24 protein-coding genes and 1 pseudogene are annotated in these 20,016 nt (G+C 54.3%); 12 read left to right on the top strand and 13 right to left on the bottom strand.

What is annotated here, in order from left to right; all coding sequences use genetic code 11:
• The first annotated feature begins 8 nt into the window (after positions 1-8).
• The 3 genes from ccoO to ccoP are packed head-to-tail and all read left to right on the top strand — an operon-like array spanning position 9 to position 1,852.
• Entirely contained in the window at positions 9-758 is a 750-nt protein-coding gene (gene ccoO, locus DS901_RS01425) for a cytochrome-c oxidase, cbb3-type subunit II (protein ID WP_113775143.1), read from the top strand.
• A 12-nt stretch (positions 759-770) separates the two neighbouring features.
• Positions 771-986: a cbb3-type cytochrome c oxidase subunit 3 gene (locus tag DS901_RS01420; RefSeq protein WP_113775142.1), complete on the top strand. Its 216-nt coding sequence runs from the start codon at positions 771-773 to the stop codon at positions 984-986.
• Complete coding sequence (gene ccoP / locus DS901_RS01415; protein ID WP_181820708.1) at positions 983-1,852, top strand: cytochrome-c oxidase, cbb3-type subunit III; 870 nt, start codon at positions 983-985, stop codon at positions 1,850-1,852. Before DS901_RS01420 ends, ccoP begins: the two co-directional genes overlap by 4 nt.
• A 196-nt stretch (positions 1,853-2,048) precedes the next feature.
• Here the strand turns inward: ccoP and DS901_RS01410 are convergent, their stop codons facing one another.
• Positions 2,049-2,567: a hypothetical protein gene (locus tag DS901_RS01410; RefSeq protein WP_113775140.1), complete on the bottom strand. Its 519-nt coding sequence runs from the start codon at positions 2,565-2,567 to the stop codon at positions 2,049-2,051.
• 304 nt (positions 2,568-2,871) lie between these two features.
• Positions 2,872-3,372 (bottom strand): Lrp/AsnC family transcriptional regulator, encoded by a 501-nt coding sequence (locus tag DS901_RS01405; protein WP_113775139.1) that lies wholly within the window; start codon positions 3,370-3,372, stop codon positions 2,872-2,874.
• Positions 3,373-3,538: 166 nt separating this feature from the next.
• On the opposite strand from DS901_RS01405, the gene trxB reads away from it, so the two are divergent.
• The 6 genes and pseudogenes from trxB (at position 3,539) to DS901_RS01375 (ending at position 8,762) form a co-directional block, all read left to right on the top strand.
• Positions 3,539-4,480 (top strand): thioredoxin-disulfide reductase, encoded by a 942-nt coding sequence (gene trxB / locus DS901_RS01400; RefSeq protein WP_113775331.1) that lies wholly within the window; start codon positions 3,539-3,541, stop codon positions 4,478-4,480.
• A 230-nt stretch (positions 4,481-4,710) separates the two neighbouring features.
• Positions 4,711-6,420: a bifunctional sulfate adenylyltransferase/adenylylsulfate kinase gene (locus tag DS901_RS01395; RefSeq protein ID WP_113775138.1), complete on the top strand. Its 1,710-nt coding sequence runs from the start codon at positions 4,711-4,713 to the stop codon at positions 6,418-6,420.
• Between the two features lie 391 nt (positions 6,421-6,811).
• A pseudogene (locus DS901_RS01390) lies at positions 6,812-6,922 on the top strand (transposase domain-containing protein); the annotation flags it as partial.
• Complete coding sequence (locus DS901_RS18935; RefSeq protein ID WP_258546619.1) at positions 6,922-7,080, top strand: hypothetical protein; 159 nt, start codon at positions 6,922-6,924, stop codon at positions 7,078-7,080. The pseudogene DS901_RS01390 and the gene DS901_RS18935, both read left to right, overlap by 1 nt.
• A gap of 161 nt (positions 7,081-7,241) precedes the next feature.
• Positions 7,242-7,859 (top strand): hypothetical protein, encoded by a 618-nt coding sequence (locus DS901_RS01380; protein ID WP_113775137.1) that lies wholly within the window; start codon positions 7,242-7,244, stop codon positions 7,857-7,859.
• 72 nt (positions 7,860-7,931) lie between these two features.
• On the top strand, positions 7,932-8,762 hold the full coding sequence (locus DS901_RS01375) for a glycosyltransferase family 2 protein (RefSeq protein WP_113775136.1): 831 nt from the start codon (positions 7,932-7,934) through the stop codon (positions 8,760-8,762).
• On the opposite strand, the gene DS901_RS01370 is transcribed toward DS901_RS01375, so the two are convergent.
• Together DS901_RS01370 and DS901_RS01365 are read right to left on the bottom strand one after the other, a co-directional pair.
• Positions 8,759-8,983, bottom strand: a complete 225-nt coding sequence (locus DS901_RS01370) for a DUF1150 family protein (RefSeq protein ID WP_113775135.1) — start codon at positions 8,981-8,983, stop codon at positions 8,759-8,761. The genes DS901_RS01375 and DS901_RS01370 overlap by 4 nt on opposite strands.
• 3 nt (positions 8,984-8,986) lie before the next feature.
• On the bottom strand, positions 8,987-9,400 hold the full coding sequence (locus DS901_RS01365; RefSeq protein ID WP_113775134.1) for an Hsp20 family protein: 414 nt from the start codon (positions 9,398-9,400) through the stop codon (positions 8,987-8,989).
• 167 nt (positions 9,401-9,567) lie between these two features.
• On the opposite strand from DS901_RS01365, the gene DS901_RS01360 reads away from it, so the two are divergent.
• The 3 genes from DS901_RS01360 (at position 9,568) to DS901_RS01350 (ending at position 11,406) form a co-directional block, all read left to right on the top strand.
• The gene (locus DS901_RS01360) at positions 9,568-9,786 is read left to right on the top strand and encodes a YdcH family protein (protein WP_113775330.1); all 219 of its coding nucleotides are present in this window, start codon (positions 9,568-9,570) and stop codon (positions 9,784-9,786) included.
• Between the two features lie 68 nt (positions 9,787-9,854).
• On the top strand, positions 9,855-10,343 hold the full coding sequence (gene purE, locus DS901_RS01355) for a 5-(carboxyamino)imidazole ribonucleotide mutase (protein ID WP_113775133.1): 489 nt from the start codon (positions 9,855-9,857) through the stop codon (positions 10,341-10,343).
• Positions 10,336-11,406 (top strand): 5-(carboxyamino)imidazole ribonucleotide synthase, encoded by a 1,071-nt coding sequence (locus DS901_RS01350; RefSeq protein WP_113775329.1) that lies wholly within the window; start codon positions 10,336-10,338, stop codon positions 11,404-11,406. The genes purE and DS901_RS01350 overlap by 8 nt, the downstream gene beginning before the upstream one ends.
• Here DS901_RS01350 and DS901_RS01345 read toward each other — a convergent pair.
• From DS901_RS01345 to ccoG, 9 genes are all read right to left on the bottom strand, one after another.
• Positions 11,403-12,125: an alpha/beta fold hydrolase gene (locus DS901_RS01345; RefSeq protein WP_113775132.1), complete on the bottom strand. Its 723-nt coding sequence runs from the start codon at positions 12,123-12,125 to the stop codon at positions 11,403-11,405. The two genes, DS901_RS01350 and DS901_RS01345, sit on opposite strands and share 4 nt — an antisense overlap.
• Positions 12,126-12,174: 49 nt before the next feature.
• Positions 12,175-13,005: a DMT family transporter gene (locus DS901_RS01340; protein WP_113775131.1), complete on the bottom strand. Its 831-nt coding sequence runs from the start codon at positions 13,003-13,005 to the stop codon at positions 12,175-12,177.
• Positions 13,002-13,490 (bottom strand): GNAT family N-acetyltransferase, encoded by a 489-nt coding sequence (locus DS901_RS01335; protein WP_113775130.1) that lies wholly within the window; start codon positions 13,488-13,490, stop codon positions 13,002-13,004. Before DS901_RS01335 ends, DS901_RS01340 begins: the two co-directional genes overlap by 4 nt.
• Positions 13,491-13,691: 201 nt before the next feature.
• Positions 13,692-15,335 carry a chaperonin GroEL gene (gene groL, locus DS901_RS01330; protein WP_113775328.1) on the bottom strand — a complete coding sequence of 548 codons (1,644 nt, stop codon included), beginning with the start codon at positions 15,333-15,335 and terminating at the stop codon, positions 13,692-13,694.
• A 71-nt stretch (positions 15,336-15,406) separates the two neighbouring features.
• Positions 15,407-15,691, bottom strand: coding sequence for a co-chaperone GroES (locus tag DS901_RS01325; RefSeq protein ID WP_113775129.1), 285 nt, complete (start codon positions 15,689-15,691; stop codon positions 15,407-15,409).
• Positions 15,692-15,845: 154 nt separating this feature from the next.
• The gene (ccoS, locus tag DS901_RS01320; protein WP_113775128.1) at positions 15,846-16,001 is read right to left on the bottom strand and encodes a cbb3-type cytochrome oxidase assembly protein CcoS; all 156 of its coding nucleotides are present in this window, start codon (positions 15,999-16,001) and stop codon (positions 15,846-15,848) included.
• Complete coding sequence (locus DS901_RS01315; RefSeq protein ID WP_113775127.1) at positions 15,998-18,145, bottom strand: heavy metal translocating P-type ATPase; 2,148 nt, start codon at positions 18,143-18,145, stop codon at positions 15,998-16,000. The genes ccoS and DS901_RS01315 overlap by 4 nt, the downstream gene beginning before the upstream one ends.
• Positions 18,142-18,594, bottom strand: a complete 453-nt coding sequence (locus tag DS901_RS01310) for a FixH family protein (RefSeq protein ID WP_113775126.1) — start codon at positions 18,592-18,594, stop codon at positions 18,142-18,144. Before DS901_RS01310 ends, DS901_RS01315 begins: the two co-directional genes overlap by 4 nt.
• Entirely contained in the window at positions 18,591-20,006 is a 1,416-nt protein-coding gene (gene ccoG / locus DS901_RS01305; protein ID WP_113775125.1) for a cytochrome c oxidase accessory protein CcoG, read from the bottom strand. The genes DS901_RS01310 and ccoG overlap by 4 nt, the downstream gene beginning before the upstream one ends.
• Positions 20,007-20,016 lie beyond the last annotated feature (10 nt).

Genomic DNA, 20,016 nt, shown 5'->3' with positions numbered 1-20,016 from the left:
TCAGGAATATGTCTGATACACAAGAAAACAAAGGCTTCCTGGCCAAACATGGCGTCCTTGAGCGGAGCCCAACCTTGCTATTGGTTGCATCGCTTGTGGTCGTGAGCATTGGTGGGATCGTTGAAATCGCGCCACTGTTCTATCTCGAGAACACGATTGAGGAGGTCGAAGGGGTACGCCCATATTCGCCGCTCGAATTGGCGGGGCGTGACATCTATGTTCGCGAAGGCTGCTACGTCTGCCATAGTCAAATGATCCGCCCAATGCGTGACGAAGTTGAGCGGTACGGCCATTATTCATTGGCTGCGGAATCGATGTATGATCACCCGTTCCAGTGGGGATCAAAGCGGACCGGGCCTGATCTGGCCCGGGTCGGCGGTAAGTATTCGGACGCTTGGCATATCGATCATATGACGGACCCGCAATCGGTTGTGCCTGAATCCATTATGCCGGGCTATGGGTATTTGTTGGATGTTGAGGTCAACGCAGAATATGCGGCTGACGTTGTGGCGACACACCGGGTCGTTGGTGTGCCATACACTGATGAAATGATCGAAGCCGCGGAATCTGACGTCTTGGCGCAGATCGATCCTTATAGCGATTCATATGATGATCTGCTGGAACGTTACCCCGGCGCGCAAGTCCGTAACTTTGACGGCGCACCGGGTGTGTCCGAAATGGATGCGCTTGTGGCCTATCTTCAAATGCTGGGTACAACGGTCGACTTCTCGACCTTCACCCCAGACGCAAGCCGGTAAAGGAGACAGATCATGGATACCTATTCTATCCTGCGTGAAATCGCCGACAGCTGGGTTTTGCTGGCGATGACCCTATTTTTCCTTGGGGTAATCGTTTGGGCATTCCGCCCTGGCAGTAAGTCGGTGCATGCCGATACTGCTAACATCCCGTTTCGTAACGAAGTTGCGCCCGGTAGCGTTGAGACGCCCACCAGCAAAAACACTAGTATCAAGGAGCTGCAATCATGAGCAGCGAACATAAAGACATTGATGAGGTCACAGGCACCGACACCACAGGCCACGACTGGGACGGGATTAAAGAACTGAACAACCCGTTACCGCGCTGGTGGCTGTATACGCTTTATATGTGTATCGTCTGGGCGGTCGCGTACTCGATTGCCTATCCTGCTTGGCCGATGATTTCAGGCGCGACCAAGGGTCTGCTGGGATATTCCACTCGGGGTGAAGTGGCGGCAGACATTGCCCGTTTCGAAGAGGCAAACGCCGAGATTTCAGCACAGCTTGCGGCGGCGGATCTCAATACGCTTTCCGAGAACGAAGAGCTGATGCGCTATGCGACATCTGCAGGTGCGGCCGTTTTCCGTACGAATTGTTCGACTTGTCACGGGTCGGGTGCGGCAGGGGCCAAAGGCTATCCGAACCTTTTGGATGATGATTGGCTCTGGGGCGGTGACTTTGAAAACATCAGCTACACAGTGCGCCACGGTATCCGCAACGAAGATGATTGGGATGCGCGCTATTCTGAAATGACGGCTTTTGACGAAATTCTAACGAATGATGAAATCGACGCGGTTGTGCAGCATGTACGGTCGATCTCGAACCAAGAACACGACGCCACATTGGCCGAAGCGGGGGCAACGATCTTCTATGATAACTGCGCTGCCTGTCACGCCGATGACGGTACCGGGAGCCGCGACCTCGGAGCGCCAAATCTGACCGACGCGATCTGGCTTTATGGTGGCGATGCCGACACATTGGAAGAAACCGTGCGCTACGCCCGATTTGGGGTCATGCCCAACTGGGGCACACGTCTGACAGAGGCCGAAATCCAAGCGGTGACGGCCTATGTCCACCAATTGGGTGGCGGCGAATAGGAATCACAAGGCACCGTACCATCTGTTCGCGCAACGGTACGTACCCAGTGAAGGAAAGGGCACCTACGCAAGTAGGTGCCCTTTTTCGTATTGTAAAATTAGAGTTTATAATAACGCGCGGATATTTTGATCCGCAACTGATGAACTCAGTCAGCATGGCCCGCCACATCGGGTAAAGCCTACGCGCGCTCCGCCCTTAGGTCCTGACGCGATAGCGGCCTTCGTGGGTTTGGACGCGGATGCTATTCAATGGAACTGCATCAACGGATTGTCCAGTTGAGCGGCAATTCGTTTCGACACCGACCAGCGAAGTGGACAAATGCGAATTTGAGACTTCCTTGAAGAAGCGCATATTACGCAAAATTGTCTGGCCGTTTGAAGTTGCCGTCGCCTGGCGCATCACCTCGCGTGAGAGCTTGCGTATGTTTGTGGACCCTCGCCCAGTGTAGGCGCCGCAGATGTAAACCTCATTGTTTTGCTCAATTACAGCATAGCGAAACAGGATGTTGCCAAACCCTTCCCAGCTTCCGCCACCACTACCGAAGTTTGCAGTGACGATGGGGGTGTCTTCGATGGTAGCCGCGGCTGCCGGAGCAGTTGCCACAGCTTCCGGTGCCTCAACTGCGGTGCTTTGCGAGCTCGTTGTTTCGACGCAACCTGTCAGAGACAGGGCGGCAATGAGGGTAGAAATTTTTAGGGGAGTGTTCGATAACATATATTACCTCCGGAACATTAATTACAGTTTATGAAGGGTTTATTGCAACTTTAAGGGTTCCTGTCCAACCCTAAGGTCGCAAGCTTGGCAGGCGGGGCAATTTTGTCATTCGTATTGGCGCTAGGGGCTTATTGTATATTGCAAAAAAAAGGATGCCAGCCGCCCAGCATCGATAGAAAATTAACACCAAGACCCCTAAGGATTGAGTGAAAAACCACACCATTGTCTTTGTCTAAATTGGTGCTCCGGCCACCAATACAATCGAAAGCCTTTGATGCGATTGAGGGTTGTGGGCTGTGCGCAACTAAGCCTGCTGCGCCAGCCGCGCCTCAAGCACATCAAATGGTACGCCGGGTTGGTCTTTGGCACCGCGGATCACCAGCGACGTCTTCACCGACGCCACGTTTTCGGCGCTGGTTAATTCTTCTGTCAGGAACCGTTGAAAACTGCGCAGATCAGGCGCCACACATTTCAAGATGAAATCAACTTCGCCGTTCAGCATGTGACATTCGCGGACCAGCGGCCAGCCCTCGCAACGCTTTTCAAAAGCGCTCAGGTCCACTTCGGCCTGACTGACCAGACCGACCATCGCAAAGACCTGCACTTCGAAGCCGAGTTCTCGGGCATTCACATCCGCATGGTAGCCGTGGATAAACCCTTGCTCTTCAAGCGTGCGCACGCGGCGCAGACAAGGCGGGGCGGAAATTCCGACGCGCTTGGCAAGTTCAACATTGGTCATGCGCCCGTCCGCCTGCAATTCGGCAAGAATCATGCGATCGATTTCATCAAGTTTCGTGCCGGGCATCGGGGATCCTTTGTGTTTTTCCAAATACTACGCAACTGTGCGGGTGGGCGCAATATTATTTCAAGTTCTGGTAACTATTGATGTCTGCATGCCCGTTATGCGTGGTCTTTCATCCGGCGGGCTGCGCCGCTATATCGTAAACAAATCGCATAAAGAGAGCCCCACCATGTCCGAGACCCGCCATACCAAAGTTCTGATCATCGGCTCTGGCCCCGCGGGCTATACCGCTGGGGTCTATGCCGCGCGCGCAATGCTGGAACCGATCCTTGTGCAAGGGATTGAACCAGGTGGTCAGTTGACAACAACAACCGAAGTTGAAAACTGGCCTGGTGATACCGAAGTCCAAGGCCCCGATCTGATGATCCGCCAAGAGGCACATGCGCGTGCAATGGGGTGTGAGATTATCGGTGACATCATCACCGAACTGGACCTGCAAAACCGTCCTTTCACGGCGCAATCCGACAGTGGCACGGTATATACAGCCGATGCTGTGATCCTATGTACTGGCGCGCGTGCCAAATGGCTTGGCCTGCCCACCGAAGAAAAGTTCAAAGGTTTTGGCGTCAGCGCCTGTGCGACATGTGACGGGTTCTTTTACCGCGGCCAAGAGATCGTTGTTGTCGGCGGTGGTAATACGGCTGTTGAAGAGGCGCTCTTTCTGACCAACTTTGCCTCCAAAGTGACGCTTGTGCACCGTCGCGACGAATTACGCGCGGAAAAGATCCTTCAGAACCGTTTGGAAAAGAACCCCAAGATCGAAACGCTTTGGTTTCATGAAATTGACGAGGTTTATGGCACCGATATGCCGCTGGGTGTCGAAGGCGTGAAGGTCAAGCACACCAAGACCGGTGAAATTACAGATATCCCGGCCAAAGGCGTGTTTATCGCGATCGGCCATGCGCCTGCATCTGAACTGGTCAAAGATCAACTGGAATTGCACAGCGGCGGTTATGTCGCAGTTGAGCCGGGCAGCACGCGCACGGCAATTCCCGGCGTTTTCGCCGCAGGCGATTTGACCGACCACGTCTACCGTCAGGCGGTGACGTCTGCCGGAATGGGCTGCATGGCGGCGCTGGATGCTGAACGGTTTATCGCCGAACAAGAATAAATTCTGCGATTTATTATGGTTAGAGGTCAGCTGCGGTGCGGCTGGCCTTTCTAGTTTACGCTATGCGCCGCGCATACACATAGACCAATTGCGGCGCATTGGTGCCGATTTGGTTCTGCGGATGGGATGAACACGCGAACACCTGTCTTTTCTGCTTTGTTGTGCTAGACATTGGCCCTGATGCGGGGCTATCCCCGCCCGAAATTACACATCATAGTCAGAGAGCATTCATGACCCAAGACCTGGCCCCGATCCCCGAACTCTTCGTTTCATATGACAGCGCCCAAAAACTTAAGGCAGAGGCTGGCGATTTGGTCAGCCACGATCTGACACCGCGTCAGATTTGCGATCTTGAATTGTTGATGAACGGCGGTTTCAACCCGCTCAAAGGGTTCTTGTCCGAGGCTGATTACAACGGCGTCGTGGAAAACATGCGCACGGCTGATGGCACGCTATGGCCGATGCCGATCACGCTGGATGTGACCGAAAAATTCGCAGAAACCATCACGGTTGGTCAAGACATTGCGCTGCGCGACCAAGAGGGTGTGATCCTCGCGACGATGACTGTCACGGACAAATGGGTGCCGAACAAAGCCCGCGAAGCCGAAAAGGTTTTTGGCGCTGATGATAGCGCCCACCCGGCGGTGAACTATCTGCATAACCACGCGGGTGCCGTTTACTTGGGTGGCCCTGTTACGGGTATCCAGCAGCCTGTGCACTATGATTTCCGTGCACGTCGCGATACGCCAAACGAATTGCGCGCCTATTTCCGTAAGATGGGCTGGCGCAAAGTTGTGGCCTTCCAAACTCGCAATCCGCTGCACCGCGCGCACCAAGAACTGACATTCCGCGCCGCGCGTGAAGCGCAAGCCAACCTGCTGATCCATCCTATCGTCGGCCTGACGAAACCGGGCGATATTGATCACTTTACCCGTGTGCGTTGCTATGAGGCGGTGCTTGACCAGTACCCAGCGTCCACTACCGCGATGTCACTGCTGAACCTCGCAATGCGCATGGCTGGCCCACGTGAGGCGGTCTGGCATGGTCTGATCCGTAAAAACCACGGTTGTACCCACTTTATCGTTGGCCGTGATCACGCCGGCCCCGGCAAAAACTCTGCCGGTGAAGATTTTTACGGCCCCTATGATGCGCAGGATTTGTTCCGCGAGTACCAAGAAGAAATGGGCATCGAAATGGTCGATTTTAAGCACATGGTTTATGTGCAAGATCGCGCCCAATACGAACCCGCAGATGAAATCACTGACAAAGACGATGTGACCATCTTGAATATTTCGGGCACCGAATTGCGCCGTCGTTTGGCCGAAGGGCTGGAAATTCCTGAATGGTTCAGCTTTCCAACTGTGGTTGAAGAACTGCGTAAAACCCGCCCCCCACGGGCGAGCCAAGGGTTTACCGTGTTCTTCACTGGCTTCTCGGGTTCTGGGAAATCCACAATTGCCAACGCGTTGATGGTTAAATTGATGGAAATGGGCGGCCGCCCGGTGACGCTGTTGGATGGCGATATCGTGCGCAAAAACCTGTCGTCCGAATTGGGCTTTAGCAAAGAACACCGCGATCTGAACATCCGCCGTATCGGTTATGTCGCGTCTGAGATTACCAAGAACGGTGGTATCGCGATCTGCGCGCCAATCGCTCCATACGCGACAACCCGCCGAGCAGTACGTGAAGATATCGAACAATTTGGCGCATTCATCGAAGTACACGTCGCCACCACAATCGAAGAATGTGAACGCCGGGACCGTAAGGGCCTGTATAAGCTGGCGCGCGAAGGCAAGATTAAAGAATTCACGGGGATTTCGGATCCTTACGATGTGCCTGAGGCCCCAGAGTTGAGCCTTGAAACAGAAAGTGTAGCTGTCGACAATTGCGCGCACCAAGTGATCTTGAAGCTCGAAAGCATGGGGCTTATTAAAGGGTAGCGAACAACCCCACAAACTGGAGAAGCGGTGTGCCTACGATTGTTTCGCTTGCAGCGATTCCTCCCCGATTTGGCCATCTTGGGCCGGTTCTTGAAAGCCTCATCGCGCAAACGGCGAAGATTGATGAGATACGTCTTTACCTGCCTAAAAGATTTCGGCGCTTTCCAGGGTATGCCGGCGAGATGCCAGATGTCCCCAAAGGTGTGCGCGTTATCCAAACTGATGATGATCTCGGCCCTGCGAGTAAGGTGCTATTCGCAGTCGACGATCTACGCGGAAGTGACTGCAATATTATCTATTGCGACGACGATATGGTCTACGAACCTACGCGGTTTGCACGAATGATCGAGGCGGGGTTGCGGCACCCGGATGCGTGTATTTCGCCGGCGGGTATCTCGCGGACATTCTCGACCGCATCCACGACCACAAGATCAACCGGCTGGATGAGTTGTTGCCGTGGAATTGGGTGCCGCAAACCACCGTCCACTCAGAGGCTGCCTAATGGCTGCGGTGACACATGCCTGCACCATCGACTACGTCGCCACAAAGCTGGGCGAGGATGTCGCGCTTCTCCAAGCCATCATCTCCAATGATGATCATATGCCTATGGCAACATCGTCAGCGTCTATGCCGGTGCTGACGAAACCGTCGATGCACTGACCGAGGACGGCATCGCGGAGCTGACGGACATGATCCGCGATGCCCGCATAACCACCAAAACCTGGCATGAGTTCCTTGAAGACTTCGTAGATGACGCTGAACTTGTCGCCCGCATCAAGGCCAAATCACCGCGGTAACAATGGAGCGGTTATAGTAAAGTCTTGTTTGATGCGGATGATTTGCAGGGCACTGATTGCGATATCATCTATTGTGGCGATGATAGGATCTATGAACCTGATTGGTTTGCGCGGATGCTGCGTGCCAGAAAACGGCATCACAATCGCTGCGTTGCGACAGCCACTTTGGACCGCGAGTTGGTGTTTCGTCGGGTGCAGATTGTACCGAGTTTTCCGCCGCACAAAGGGCCACAGGTTTTTCGTAAAGATCTGAGGTATCGTGCGAAACGGCTTAGACAAATCATTCGCAAGCTGCACACTGGTGAAGATCAACCGAAACTGAGACGTGGAAGGATTAGTCGACCCGGATTTGCATCCATCGCCGAAGGTTTTGGGGCTGTGTTAGTCAAACCGCATTTCTTTGATGCCGCAGCATATGACATCCCTCCCGTTATCTGGAGCGTCGATGACATCTGGTTGTCAGGCCATATGGCGCGTAAAGGTATCGCGATCTGGCAGGGCGCCGGATTTGCAGACCCGCTTATTACCGGCAGCAGCGAAACTTCGCCGCTTTATAAAGCGACGGTCGCGGGTGTGAATAGAGTCGACGCAAATCTCGCGTGTATCAAGTACATGCAGGAAACCTATGGTGTTTGGATTTAGCACGATGGATGCATCGCAAGCAATTCATAGACAAAACAAGCGATATGACTGTCGCCAACCTAAGAGAAATACATGAGCCTCGTCGTTTCCCTGTCCGCGATCCCGCCACGGTTTTCAGAATTGCAGCCCGCGCTTGAAGGTTTGCTTAAGCAAACTGTACAAAGCGATGAAATCCGGCTGTATATTCCAAAGAAGTATCGCCGCTTTCCTGATTGGGATGGTCAATTGCCGGACGTGCCGCAGGGGATCACAATCATCCAACCTGACGAAGATATTGGCCCGGCAACAAAGGTTCTTTTTGCCGCGCGTGATTTAGCTGGAACCGATACGGACCTGATCTATTGTGATGACGATCGCATTTATCATCCGCAATGGTTTGAACATATGATTGCTGCACGTGGTGACCGTACCGATATCGCAGTTGCGACCTCTGTGCTGAACCATGTTGACAAGATCGGGATCAAGGTGCCTTCGCGCCACGGCAAAAGCCCGCGCCATCGGACGACGCCGTTACATGTCTACAAGCTGCTGCGCCGCAAAGTAAAACAGATCACCACAGGGGTCATCGACCCGAAACCCCACCGCGCGATGCAATTTCGCCGGGCCGGGTTTGATCATATCGCCGAAGGTCTGGGCGCGGTGTTGATTAAGCCGGATTTCTTTGACGAAACGATGTTTGATATCCCGCCAGTTCTTTGGACTGTCGATGACATTTGGCTATCGGGGCATTTGGAACGCAAAGGGATCGGCATCCTTTGCGCTGCTGGTTTTGGCATTCCGCCAGAAACAGGGGCCGCGGATGAGGCCGCACTTCATCGTTCCGTAATCGAGGGCGCCAACCGCGTTGAAGCGGACAGCGCCTGTGTGAAATATATGCAAGATACCTACGGTATTTGGCTTTAGTGCACCGTGACGGGTGTCATGTCGTTTTCACGCGCCAGATGAAAGGCCAACTTGCGGTTGGCGACCAGTGCAAGCTGTTCACCTTCGGCATTGTGCACTGAAAACAACGTTTCCAGATCGCCAACTTGATCGCGTATCTCATCAGGGAGATCAGCAGCCAAGACGGGTTTGACGTAAGCGATGTCAGACGCAAATGCGTTAAGGTCTATTTTGGTTTCCATGGCTTACCCTTTCCGGATGTTGATTGTTTGCACGACACGGTCGGGCACAGCGCGCGTTAGATCGACATGCAGCAGTCCATTTTCGATGGTTGCTTCGCCAACATCGACCCCATCTGCCAACACGAAAGAGCGTTGAAACTGACGCGCTGCAATACCCCGGTGCAGATACACGCGCCCGTCGGCGTCATCGTTTTGGCGTCCGCGGATAACAAGCGAGCTATCCTCAACCGTAATCGCGAGATCGCTTTCGGCGAATCCTGCCACCGCTAGTGTGATCCGGTACGAATTTTCCGAAGTCTGTTCGATGTTATAAGGGGGGTAACCGTCATTGCCGGTTTTCGCGGTGCGTTCGACCAGCCGTTCAAGCTGTTCAAATCCAAGAAGGAACGGATGGGTTCCCAAAGCCAATTTTGTCATAAGACATGTCCTTTGCTAAGCGACTGTCGCGTTTGCGGCCCCGTTTCGGCGACCTTTGTAAAAATATGGGGGGTGCGGACCGATTGATCAAGTGGCAAGTATTAAGATGTCTTATGCTAAGCCATGTTCTATAGTCGGCGTAACGAATGGAATTGGGTGCAGTGTTGATGAATAACTCTTCGAAAATGGATCAAGACGACGTACTGCGCGTCGAACTTGCCGTTCTAAAACAAGAGCATCGCGATCTTGATACGGCGATTGCGGCGCTGCATGAAACCGGGGCGCCCGATATGCTGACGCTGAAACGCCTTAAACGACAAAAACTGATGCTCAAGGACAAGATTGTCCGGCTCGAAGACCGCATTTTTCCAGATATTATCGCGTGATATGGCGTTGCAGCTTTGTCCGCCTTGGCTATAGTGCCGCTTCCTTTTGAAACCGAGGATAAGAACATATGACGCAACCTGTTGTTGGCATAATTATGGGTAGCCAATCCGATTGGCCCACGATGCGTGAGGCGGCGGATGTCCTTGATGAATTAGGGGTCGCCTATGAGACCAAAATCGTCTCGGCCCATCGTACCCCGGATCGGTTGTGGGATTACGGCAAAACAGCCGTGGATCGCGGATTACAGGTGATTATTGCCGGTGCTGGCGGTGCGGCGCATTTGCCGGGCATGATGGCCTCGAAAACCCGGGTGCCTGTTGTTGGTATCCCGGTGCAAACGAAGGCGCTGTCTGGGGTTGATAGCCTCTATTCTATTCTGCAAATGCCGCGCGGCTTTCCGGTAGCGACAATGGCCATCGGGGCCGCTGGCGCAAAGAACGGCGGGCTGATGGCCGCAGGAATTTTGGCTTTACAAGACCCGGCGTTGGCTGCGCGGTTGGATGCATGGCGCGCGGCTTTGTCCGCCTCAATTCCGGATGAACCAACTGATGACTAATGCACTGCCCGTTGGGGCCACAATCGGTATCTTGGGTGGCGGTCAGCTTGGCCGGATGCTCTCTGTTGCGGCATCGCGTCTGGGGCTGAAAACCCATATCTTTGAACCCGGTGCTAACCCGCCTGCCGCCGAAGTGGCCGATACCGTCACCACGGCCAGCTATGAAGATCAAGCCGCGCTGACGGCGTTCGGCAATGCGGTTGATGTCATCACCTATGAGTTTGAAAACATCCCAACGTCTGCACTGGATCTGCTCGAATCTCTCGCGCCGATCCACCCGGGGCGGCAGGCGTTGGCCACCAGCCAAGACCGATTGACCGAAAAGACGTTCTTGCAAGGGCTTGGCCTGCAAACCGCCCCTTTTGCCAATGTCGAAAATGCGGATGATCTGGCCAAGGCGATTGCCGAAATAGGCAGTCCCGCGATCCTGAAAACCCGGCGGATGGGTTACGATGGGAAAGGACAATCGCGCATCATGGCTGCGGCTGATGCGGATCAGGCACTTGCCGATATGGCGGGTGCGCCTGCGGTTTTGGAAGGGTTCATCAACTTTAGCCACGAAGTGTCTATCATCGGCGCGCGCGGGGTTGATGGGGCTGTTGCCTGCTATGATCCCGGCGAAAATGTCCATGAAGACGGAATTTTGCGGACAACGACAGTACCAGCAAACCTGACGCCATCGCAGCGGACTGATGCCGTGCTTTTGGCGGCGAACATCTTAAATGCGCTCGATTACGTTGGCGTGATGGGGGTTGAGCTGTTTGTCACCTCAGATGGGTTGATCGTGAATGAAATCGCCCCGCGCGTCCATAATTCAGGGCATTGGACCCAAAATGGCTGCACGATTTGTCAGTTCGAACAGCATATTCGCGCCGTGGCAAGCTGGCCACTTGGCAGCGGTGCGCGCCATACGGATGTTGTGATGGAAAATCTGATCGGTGACGACATGAACCGTGTGCCTGATTTGGCGCGCACGGATGCGGCGATCCACCTTTATGGCAAAGCAGAAGTAAAGCCGGGCCGGAAAATGGGCCATGTGAATAAGATCGTCACAAAGGCTTAATCAAGCCCCAAGATCACATCCGTCAGGGTTAGATCATGGTCAAAACTGCCATTTTTGAGGAAGGTAAGCACTTCTTCCATCACCAGCGGGTTGTTCATCATAAACGTATGGGTGACGGGCAGGATAATCATATCCGCCATCCCATCTAAGCGGGCAGATGCAATTGAGACTTTGCCGTCGTCAGGCCCTTCGATGAGCGCGGAATAGACAAGGTTCAGGGTGCGATCCCCGGCGATAATCCCGATTTCATAGGGAAGATAGTCGATTGAATTCGGAACGCTGCTAGGCTCAGTTCCAAGTTGCAGACCCGCCGGGCCGTTAACCCACTGAAATGGCTCAAATTCACCGAAAATATCGACCAGTTCTGATCCACCATTGGGTGGCCCAAGCATCACCACGCGGCCCATCTGTTCGGGGCGGTTTTCGGTCAACCACAACCGCACCAAAATTCCGCCCATCGAATGGGTGACAAAGTTGATCCGGGTGTCACCACAGGCGGCGACATCTTCGGTCAGATGATCGTGGACGAGCGTTTCAATAGGGGCCTCAGTCGATGGGTAACCGCGGTTGATGACCCTATAGCCCGCGTCTTCGAGCACCAATTGCATCGGGGTCAATGACATTTCAGAGCGGGCAAGCCCGTGCAGCAAGACAACACAGTCTTGTGCTGACGATGCGGTGCCAAAGAGGCAAAACGCGGTAATGAGAAAGGCTTTCATACAGCTAAAGATAGCATCGTGTCGCCGCAGGAAAAGGGGGAAATTTACGTTATCTTTTTACCAGTAGCGAAAGGCCGATACCGCCAAGGACCAATGCACCAGCGATCACCAAGCGCAGGCTTAGCGGCTCGGCTAGGAACGCCACGCCAAAGGCGACCGCGATTACGGGTACAGTCAATTGCGCGGTGCCGGCGACGGTCGTCGCAAGTTTGGGCAAAAGTTGATACCACAGCGCATAGCCCAACCCAGATGTCAGCGCCCCGGCCACCACCGCAGTGATCGCCCCCATGAGCGGCAATTGCCCCGCACCGATCAACCCGATCCCTACCAAAGGCACACAAAGTAAGAAGTTGCTTGCCGTCGCCCCCAGCGGATCCTCTTCTGCGCGCCCAAGCAGCGTATATGCACCCCAGCCAACCGCCGCCGCGATCATTGCTGCAACACTGCCGAGCGGCATCGGTATGCTTTGGGTCGGCCACAACAAAACGCAAAGCCCAATAAATGCAGTCGCGACACCCAGCCAGCGCAGTGGCGGGATCGACTGTTTTTCGACGATGGCCCACCCAAAAATGACAACTTGAAGTGCGCCAAACAAGATCAACGCCCCAACACCAGCGTCAAGATTCTGATAGGCTACAGAAAACCCGATCATATAGGTGGCCAGTGTCGCAGCCCCAGCAAAGCGTTTCGGGTTAAAAATGGTGGGGGCGGATTGCGTTCTGGCGGCTATCAGCACCCAAAGCATGGCTGCCCCGGCGATCACACGAATTGCGGCAAAGCTCATCGGGCTCATGCCATATTGAGCAATGCCGATCCTATTCAACACAGAATTTGCGGCAAAGGCGGTCATGGCCAGCGCTACGAATAAGAAGAGCTTCATGATTGGAATGCCGCCGGATAGGCCAAGCTTTGCTTTGGTGCGTGATCGACGCCGGCGATCAACGTGTTTTTGATCGGGTATGGTGAGGTCATATTTTTGGCGTAGTCAGATGAAAACCCGGCACGTTGATAAAAATTGGGTTCTCCGAGGACCACAACAGGTGTCTTCGTTAGACGTGCCCATTCTGTTAAAACACCCAGCATCCGCTTGCCGTAGCCACGGTTTTGTACGTCAGGGTGGATCGCAACAGGCGCGAGGCATAACCAGCCTTTGGGTTTCACCATGTATGATAGCGCGTAATACCCGATGATCTGCCCATCCATCGGCAAGACCGTTTCGCCTGCGATGGCGCGAGATTTGCGTAGTTTGCCCACGAGCCGCGACTCTGCGGTGTTTGCAAAAGCCTGATCTAGCAGTGCATCAACTGCAGGTTCTTCGCCGCGTTTCATATCACGGGCAAAGTCGGGTGTTTGGAACAAGTTCATTGGCAGGACGTTAGTCGCGGTGGACGGTGACGTCTAGCGAAGACGAAACGGGATAGAGGTTTCGTGATCGGCGTTTCAATGTAAAAGGGCGGCCCCAATAGGAACCGCCCTTCAAAAGCTGATGCGAGGTCAAAGCTCTCATCGTTTCTGTCGAAATGACTACCGCTTTGCTGCCCGCGTCAAAACGCGAAGCGTTTTGACTTACATCATGCCGCCCATGCCGCCCATGTCGGGCATGCCGCCAGCAGGTGCGCCGCCGTCTTTGGATGGCTTGTCTGCAACCATTGCTTCGGTTGTGATCAAAAGGCCAGCCACAGATGCTGCGTCTTGCAGGGCTGTGCGCACAACTTTCGCAGGGTCGATAACGCCGAATGCGAACATGTCACCATATTCTTCAGTCTGTGCGTTAAAGCCGAATGACTTGTCGTCGCTTTCGCGGATTTTGCCAGCAACGACAGAACCGTCAACGCCAGAGTTTTCAGCGATTTGACGTAGAGGTGCTTCGATAGCTTTGCGTACGATGTTGATGCCAACATCTTGATCAGAGTTGTCACCAGACAGACCGTCAAGCGCTTTGCCGCCTTGGATCAAAGCAACACCACCACCAACAACAACGCCTTCTTGAACCGCGGCGCGTGTCGCGTTCAGAGCATCGTCAACGCGGTCTTTGCGTTCTTTCACTTCCACTTCGGACATGCCGCCGACGCGGATAACAGCAACACCACCAGCCAATTTGGCAACGCGTTCTTGCAGTTTCTCACGGTCGTAATCAGAAGATGTTTCTTCGATTTGGCCACGGATTTGTGAAACGCGTGCTTCGATTTCAGCTTTGTCGCCTGCACCGTCAACGATTGTTGTTTCGTCTTTGGTGATCGCAACGCGCTTAGCAGAACCCAGCATGTCGATTGTGACGTTCTCAAGCTTCATGCCGAGGTCTTCGGAAATCACTTGGCCGCCAGTCAAGATGGCGATGTCTTGCAACATGGCTTTGCGGCGATCGCCGAAACCAGGTGCTTTAACAGCCGCAATTTTCAGGCCGCCGCGCAGTTTGTTAACCACGAGAGTTGCCAGTGCTTCGCCTTCAACATCTTCAGCGATGATCAGCAAAGGCTTGCCAGATTGGATCACAGATTCGAGCAGTGGAACCATTGGCTGTAGCGACGAAAGTTTCTTTTCGTGCAGCAAGATGATCGCGTCTTCCAGCTCTGTTGTCATTTTCTCTGTGTTGGTCACAAAGTAAGGTGACAGGTAACCGCGGTCGAACTGCATGCCTTCAACAACATCGGTCTCTGTTTCCAGACCTTTGTTTTCTTCAACAGTGATAACACCTTCGTTGCCAACGCGCTGCATTGCGTCTGCGATCTGACGACCGATTTCTGCTTCGCCGTTTGCAGAGATTGTGCCGACTTGTGCAACTTCGTCGCTGTCGTTCACAGGGCGCGCTGCAGATTTGATCGCTTCAACAACAGTTGAAGTCGCAAGATCAATACCGCGCTTCAAATCCATTGGGTTCATGCCAGCAGCGACAGATTTCATGCCTTCGCGCACGATAGCTTGGGCCAAAACTGTTGCGGTCGTTGTACCGTCACCAGCTTCGTCGTTGGTCCGGGAAGCAACTTCCTTAACCATCTGTGCGCCCATGTTTTCGAACTTATCTTCAAGTTCGATTTCTTTGGCAACAGATACACCGTCTTTGGTGATGCGCGGTGCGCCGAAAGACTTGTCCAAAACAACGTTACGGCCTTTTGGGCCCAATGTTACTTTGACAGCGTCTGCAAGAATGTTGACGCCGCGCAGCATTTGATTGCGTGCGTCGGTGCCGAATTTGACGTCTTTAGCAGCCATTTTCATGTGCTCCTTAAATTTCTAATTGCGTGACAAATGTAGGGTGGATTTCAATCCACGCCTGCGCGGGCTTACATGATGCCCAGGATGTCGCTTTCTTTCATGATCAACAGGTCTTCGCCGTCGATCTTAACTTCTGTGCCGGACCATTTGCCGAACAGCACTTTGTCGCCAGCTTTAACAGCCATCGCGATCAGCTCACCGCTGTCTTTACGTGCGCCTTCGCCAGTGCTCACAACTTCGCCTTCAGCAGGCTTTTCTTTTGCGCTGTCAGGAATGATTAAGCCGCCAACAGTCTTTTCGTCGCCTTCGATGCGACGAACGAGTACGCGGTCGTGAAGTGGTGTAAATGCCATTTCAGAACTTCTCCAGTTCGGGTTTCTCTTATGTTAGCACTCAGTCCGTCCGAGTGATAACGTAGCATAGTTAGGCACGCAAAATCCCCGAGTCAACAGCGGCAAGGTGCAAACATCTAAATTTTCAAAATGGAAAGGGGAGGGCTGGAGCAGTCTACTCGCGCGGCTTGTCTTCGTCTTCTGACAGGATGCGCCAAGCGTCGCCATCAAGGTCATCGTATTGTTCACTGCGCAAGCTCCAAAGAAACGCCGCGAGTCCAAGTCCGCCCAAAATCAGTGAAACAGGGATTAAAACCACCAAAATATTCATACCCGTCCCCGCAAGCGTAGCGCATTAAGCAACACTGTAATCGACGATGATGACATCGCAATCGCGGCCAGTAGCGGAGTCGCAAAGCCCAGCAATGCAATTGGAATGGCGATCGCGTTATAGCTGGCTGAGATCGCAAAATTTTCTAAGATTCGTCGTTTGGCGGCGCGCGCGACCTTTGGCAGTTCGATCAGCGGCGTCAGGCTATCATTCAGTAAAACGATATCCGATGCGGCACGCGATGCATCTGCGGCCGTCGCGGGCGACACCGATGCGTAGGCCGCAGCGAGCGCACCCGTATCGTTCAGCCCATCACCGACCATCAGCACTTTTGCACCGTTCTCGGATAATGCAGTGATATAGGCGATTTTTTCTGCCGGTTTGGTCTGCGCTTGCCAGTTTTTGACCCCAAGCGTGCCGGCAATCTTGGCGGTTTCGTCAGCGTCATCACCTGATACCAAATGCACATCAAGCCCAGCGTCTTGCCAACCGCTGATCAATTGCGCGGCACCTTCACGCAGTTCCGATCGCAGTGCGATTTTTTGGGCGGGGGCATCGCCAATTTGCAGATAAGTGCCAGCCTTTGCGCCCAGCCATGCACCAGACCCAAGCCGCACGAGCTGCCCGTCGCATTGGGCGCGTAACCCGCGCCCGGACAATTCCTCTTGGTCAGTGATTATTTCTGGCGTGACCCCATCCAACGAAGCGGCAATCGCCTGCGCGACCGGATGGGTCGAATTTTTGGTGAGTGCCAGCGCAATCGATTGCGCCCGCGCATCAAGCGTATCACGCGCTGCGGCAGGCATGGTCAGTGTGCCTGTCTTGTCGAAAACGACGGTGTCGACTTCGGCCAGCCGTTCGAGCGCTGTACCATCTTTCACCAAAAGCCCGGCGCGAAACAGCCGGCCTGCTGCTGTGGTTGATACGGCCGGAACAGCCAGCCCAAGCGCACAGGGGCAGGTGATGATCAGCACGGCCACAGCTATATTCAGCGACAATCTGACGTCGCCCGAATAGAACACCCATCCCAAGAACGCGGCCAGCGCCAGTAGGTGAACAACAGGCGCATAAATCGCGGCGGCGCGGTCGGCGATGGCGGTGTAGCGGTTACGGACGGCTTCGGCCTGATCGACCATGGTCACCATTTTGCGCAGCGTCGTATCCGCGCCGACAGTTGTTGCGCGAATGGTTAGCGGCCCGGTCATATTGACCTCGCCTGCGGTGACATCCGTGTCAGGGTTCGCTTCTGCCGTGCGGCTTTCGCCGGTCAGCAAGGAACGGTCAATTTGACTGCTTCCTTCGGTGACGACACCATCGACAGGGATGCGTCCGCCGGGTAGGACTTGGATCAAATCGCCAACTTCTAGCGTGGCAAAATCAACCATCTCGCGCGTGTCGTCGCGCAGGCGCATGACGCGTGGGACTTCAAGCGCTGACAGCTGTGCCGCGGCGGATGCTGCGGCTTTGCGGCTGCGATGATCAAGATAACGCCCGATTAACAAGAAGAACGTCAACGATAATGCCGCATCAAAATAGGCCTGCGCACCGCCGACAAATGTTTCAAATAGCGACATGCCGGCGGCCAGAATGATCGCGAGTGAAATTGGCACATCCATGTTCAGCTTGCGCACCGACAGCGCGGTCCAAGCATTGTGAAAAAACGGCTGTGCAGCATAGATCAGTGCGGGCAGGGCGATCATTGCGCTGATCATATGGAACATATGCTGGGTTGCCCCAACCGCACCAGACCAAATTGCGACTGACAGCAACATCACGTTCATCATCGCAAAGCCAGACACCGCGATACGCGTCATCAATCCGCTGCCGTAGCTATCACTTTCAGCGCCAAGCAGTGAAGTATCCAGCACCCGTGCTTCAAACCCGGCCAACTCAAGCGTATCAATCAGCGCCTCGGCCGCGATGGGCGCATCTAGCCCAACAGTGACCCGTTTCATCGACAGGTTAACACGGGCGTTGGCCACGCCGTCCATCCCGCGCAGGGCGCGTTCGACCCCGTTGATACAAGCGACGCAGTGAATGGCAGGCAGTGATAGCAAGATCTCACTGCTGCCGTTCGAGGCCGCTTTTTCAAGCGTCCCTTCGGGAAGGCCGATACAGGCCGGACACGCGGCGGCTTGGGTCATTGTGCCGTTAGCTGCACTCGGCGACGAAAGACTGTTCCATCTTCGGCCTCAAGCACGATACGCAGGTTCCAATAGCCAGCGCCCGCATCGACATCAGCATACATCACACCATCAAAAACGGTGAATTCAGGCGTCATGTCTTGGGCAACGTTTGTTGCCCGGCCCAAAGTTGCACTGACAATTCTGGGGATCACTGCGACACCTGCATCATCGGTAATTGCGACCGTCAGCTGCGTATGTGTCAACGTGCTGTCAAGCGTCCAACCCAGTGCATTTTGTGCGGCCCGGTCCGCATCAAAACTTTGACTCACGACATATGAATTACGTGTCTCAAGACCCGGAAAGGTTTTGACAGCCTTATAGGCCAGCGTCAGATTGACGGCGATGATCGTGCCAAACATCACGACCATAATCCCAAGCATGTGCCAGCCAGTAAATTCGCGGGTCATTGTGCAGCCCTTCCGTTAAATATTGTATCCTTATAGGCGCGTTCGCCTGATGTCATATCTTCGACCCAAAGCCGCAATTCGGTCCGGTCTACGGTTGCTGCCGCGTCACTGGGCCGCGCAGATACATAGACCCGTTGCAGCAAGGTTTCATTCGCTGGAACCACGATAGAGCGTTCTGCCGTGCCTTCCAGCTCAATTCGTAGAATGTCATCCGATACCAACGACAGATGAAACGCCCGATCTTCGCCGTTTTTGTTCAGCAGACGAATATCATAGATATTGCGGATTGTCCCGTCCGAGAGGGTCACAAATGTTGGGTTGCGGACCGGCGAGACGGTCATTTCGATGTCAGCGCGGATAAACAGTGCAAAGACAAGCCCGACCCCGATGAGTGACCATAGGGATGTGTAGATCACCGTGCGCAGCCGCAGAATATGCTGCCAGATCGGTTTGGCCGGTTTGCCTTTTGATTCGGCCTCTTGGTCGGAGAGCGCCAGATAGTCGATCAAGCCACGCGGCTTGCCGATTTTAGCCATGATATCATCGCAGGCATCAATACAAAGCGCGCAAGTGATACATTCCATCTGCTGCCCGTCGCGGATGTCGATGCCCGCAGGGCAGACGTTCACGCAAGCCATACAGTCGATACAATCACCTGCATTGGCGTCGCGCTTTTTGCCGCGCGGCTCCCCACGCCAGTCCCGGTAAGCGACGGTCAGCGTTTCAGGGTCCATCATCGCTGCTTGGATGCGCGGCCATGGGCACATGTAGTTGCAGACCTGTTCGCGCATAAATCCGCCAAACACGAATGTCGTCAACGCGAGCACGCCGATAGTCGCCCACGCGATATAGGGCGCTTGCAAGGTCAAGAGCCCGGCAGCCAGTGTTGGCGCATCGGCAAAGTAAAAGACCCAAGCCCCGCCTGTCGCAACCGAAATTGCAAACCAAACCACCCATTTAGTGATCCGAAGCCGCCATTTCTTCATGTCCCATTTGGATTTCCACAGGCGCACACGCGCGTTGCGGTCGCCTTCGATCCAACGTTCGACAAGGATGAACAGATCGGTCCAAACCGTTTGCGGACAGGTATAGCCGCACCAGACACGGCCCAAGGCAGAGGTAAACAAAAACAGCCCGAGCCCGGCCATAATCAGCAGACCCGCGACGAAATAGAATTCATGCGGCCAGATTTCGATCCAGAAGAAATAGAAACGGCGATGCGCAAGGTCGATCAACACGGCTTGATCGGGCAGGTTTGGCCCTCGGTCCCATCTGATCCACGGCGTCAGGTAGTAAATCCCAAGGGTGACAGCCATAATCGCCCATTTCAGGTTGCGGTAGTAGCCTTTCACACGCTTAGGAAAGATTGGCTCGCGCGCGGCATATAGGGACGGAGGGGGTGTCGTAGACATAGTGTTTCCA

It is taken from the genome of Loktanella sp. D2R18 (assembly GCF_003318235.1).
Classification (GTDB): domain Bacteria; phylum Pseudomonadota; class Alphaproteobacteria; order Rhodobacterales; family Rhodobacteraceae; genus Yoonia.
This window is presented reverse-complemented; position numbering and strand designations above follow the sequence as displayed.

Bases quoted from the DNA above. Each gene is read 5' to 3' on its own strand.
- ccoO (WP_113775143.1), top strand. From the start codon at position 9: ATGTCTGATACACAAGAAAACAAAGGCTTCCTGGCCAAACATGGCGTC.
- DS901_RS01420 (WP_113775142.1), top strand. From the start codon at position 771: ATGGATACCTATTCTATCCTGCGTGAAATCGCCGACAGCTGGGTTTTG.
- ccoP (WP_181820708.1), top strand. From the start codon at position 983: ATGAGCAGCGAACATAAAGACATTGATGAGGTCACAGGCACCGACACC.
- DS901_RS01410 (WP_113775140.1), bottom strand. From the start codon at position 2,567: ATGTTATCGAACACTCCCCTAAAAATTTCTACCCTCATTGCCGCCCTG.
- DS901_RS01405 (WP_113775139.1), bottom strand. From the start codon at position 3,372: ATGCCCGGCACGAAACTTGATGAAATCGATCGCATGATTCTTGCCGAA.
- trxB (WP_113775331.1), top strand. From the start codon at position 3,539: ATGTCCGAGACCCGCCATACCAAAGTTCTGATCATCGGCTCTGGCCCC.
- DS901_RS01395 (WP_113775138.1), top strand. From the start codon at position 4,711: ATGACCCAAGACCTGGCCCCGATCCCCGAACTCTTCGTTTCATATGAC.
- DS901_RS18935 (WP_258546619.1), top strand. From the start codon at position 6,922: ATGGCTGCGGTGACACATGCCTGCACCATCGACTACGTCGCCACAAAG.
- DS901_RS01375 (WP_113775136.1), top strand. From the start codon at position 7,932: ATGAGCCTCGTCGTTTCCCTGTCCGCGATCCCGCCACGGTTTTCAGAA.
- DS901_RS01370 (WP_113775135.1), bottom strand. From the start codon at position 8,983: ATGGAAACCAAAATAGACCTTAACGCATTTGCGTCTGACATCGCTTAC.
- DS901_RS01365 (WP_113775134.1), bottom strand. From the start codon at position 9,400: ATGACAAAATTGGCTTTGGGAACCCATCCGTTCCTTCTTGGATTTGAA.
- DS901_RS01360 (WP_113775330.1), top strand. From the start codon at position 9,568: ATGAATAACTCTTCGAAAATGGATCAAGACGACGTACTGCGCGTCGAA.
- purE (WP_113775133.1), top strand. From the start codon at position 9,855: ATGACGCAACCTGTTGTTGGCATAATTATGGGTAGCCAATCCGATTGG.
- DS901_RS01350 (WP_113775329.1), top strand. From the start codon at position 10,336: ATGACTAATGCACTGCCCGTTGGGGCCACAATCGGTATCTTGGGTGGC.
- DS901_RS01345 (WP_113775132.1), bottom strand. From the start codon at position 12,125: ATGAAAGCCTTTCTCATTACCGCGTTTTGCCTCTTTGGCACCGCATCG.
- DS901_RS01340 (WP_113775131.1), bottom strand. From the start codon at position 13,005: ATGAAGCTCTTCTTATTCGTAGCGCTGGCCATGACCGCCTTTGCCGCA.
- DS901_RS01335 (WP_113775130.1), bottom strand. From the start codon at position 13,490: ATGAACTTGTTCCAAACACCCGACTTTGCCCGTGATATGAAACGCGGC.
- groL (WP_113775328.1), bottom strand. From the start codon at position 15,335: ATGGCTGCTAAAGACGTCAAATTCGGCACCGACGCACGCAATCAAATG.
- DS901_RS01325 (WP_113775129.1), bottom strand. From the start codon at position 15,691: ATGGCATTTACACCACTTCACGACCGCGTACTCGTTCGTCGCATCGAA.
- ccoS (WP_113775128.1), bottom strand. From the start codon at position 16,001: ATGAATATTTTGGTGGTTTTAATCCCTGTTTCACTGATTTTGGGCGGA.
- DS901_RS01315 (WP_113775127.1), bottom strand. From the start codon at position 18,145: ATGACCCAAGCCGCCGCGTGTCCGGCCTGTATCGGCCTTCCCGAAGGG.
- DS901_RS01310 (WP_113775126.1), bottom strand. From the start codon at position 18,594: ATGACCCGCGAATTTACTGGCTGGCACATGCTTGGGATTATGGTCGTG.
- ccoG (WP_113775125.1), bottom strand. From the start codon at position 20,006: ATGTCTACGACACCCCCTCCGTCCCTATATGCCGCGCGCGAGCCAATC.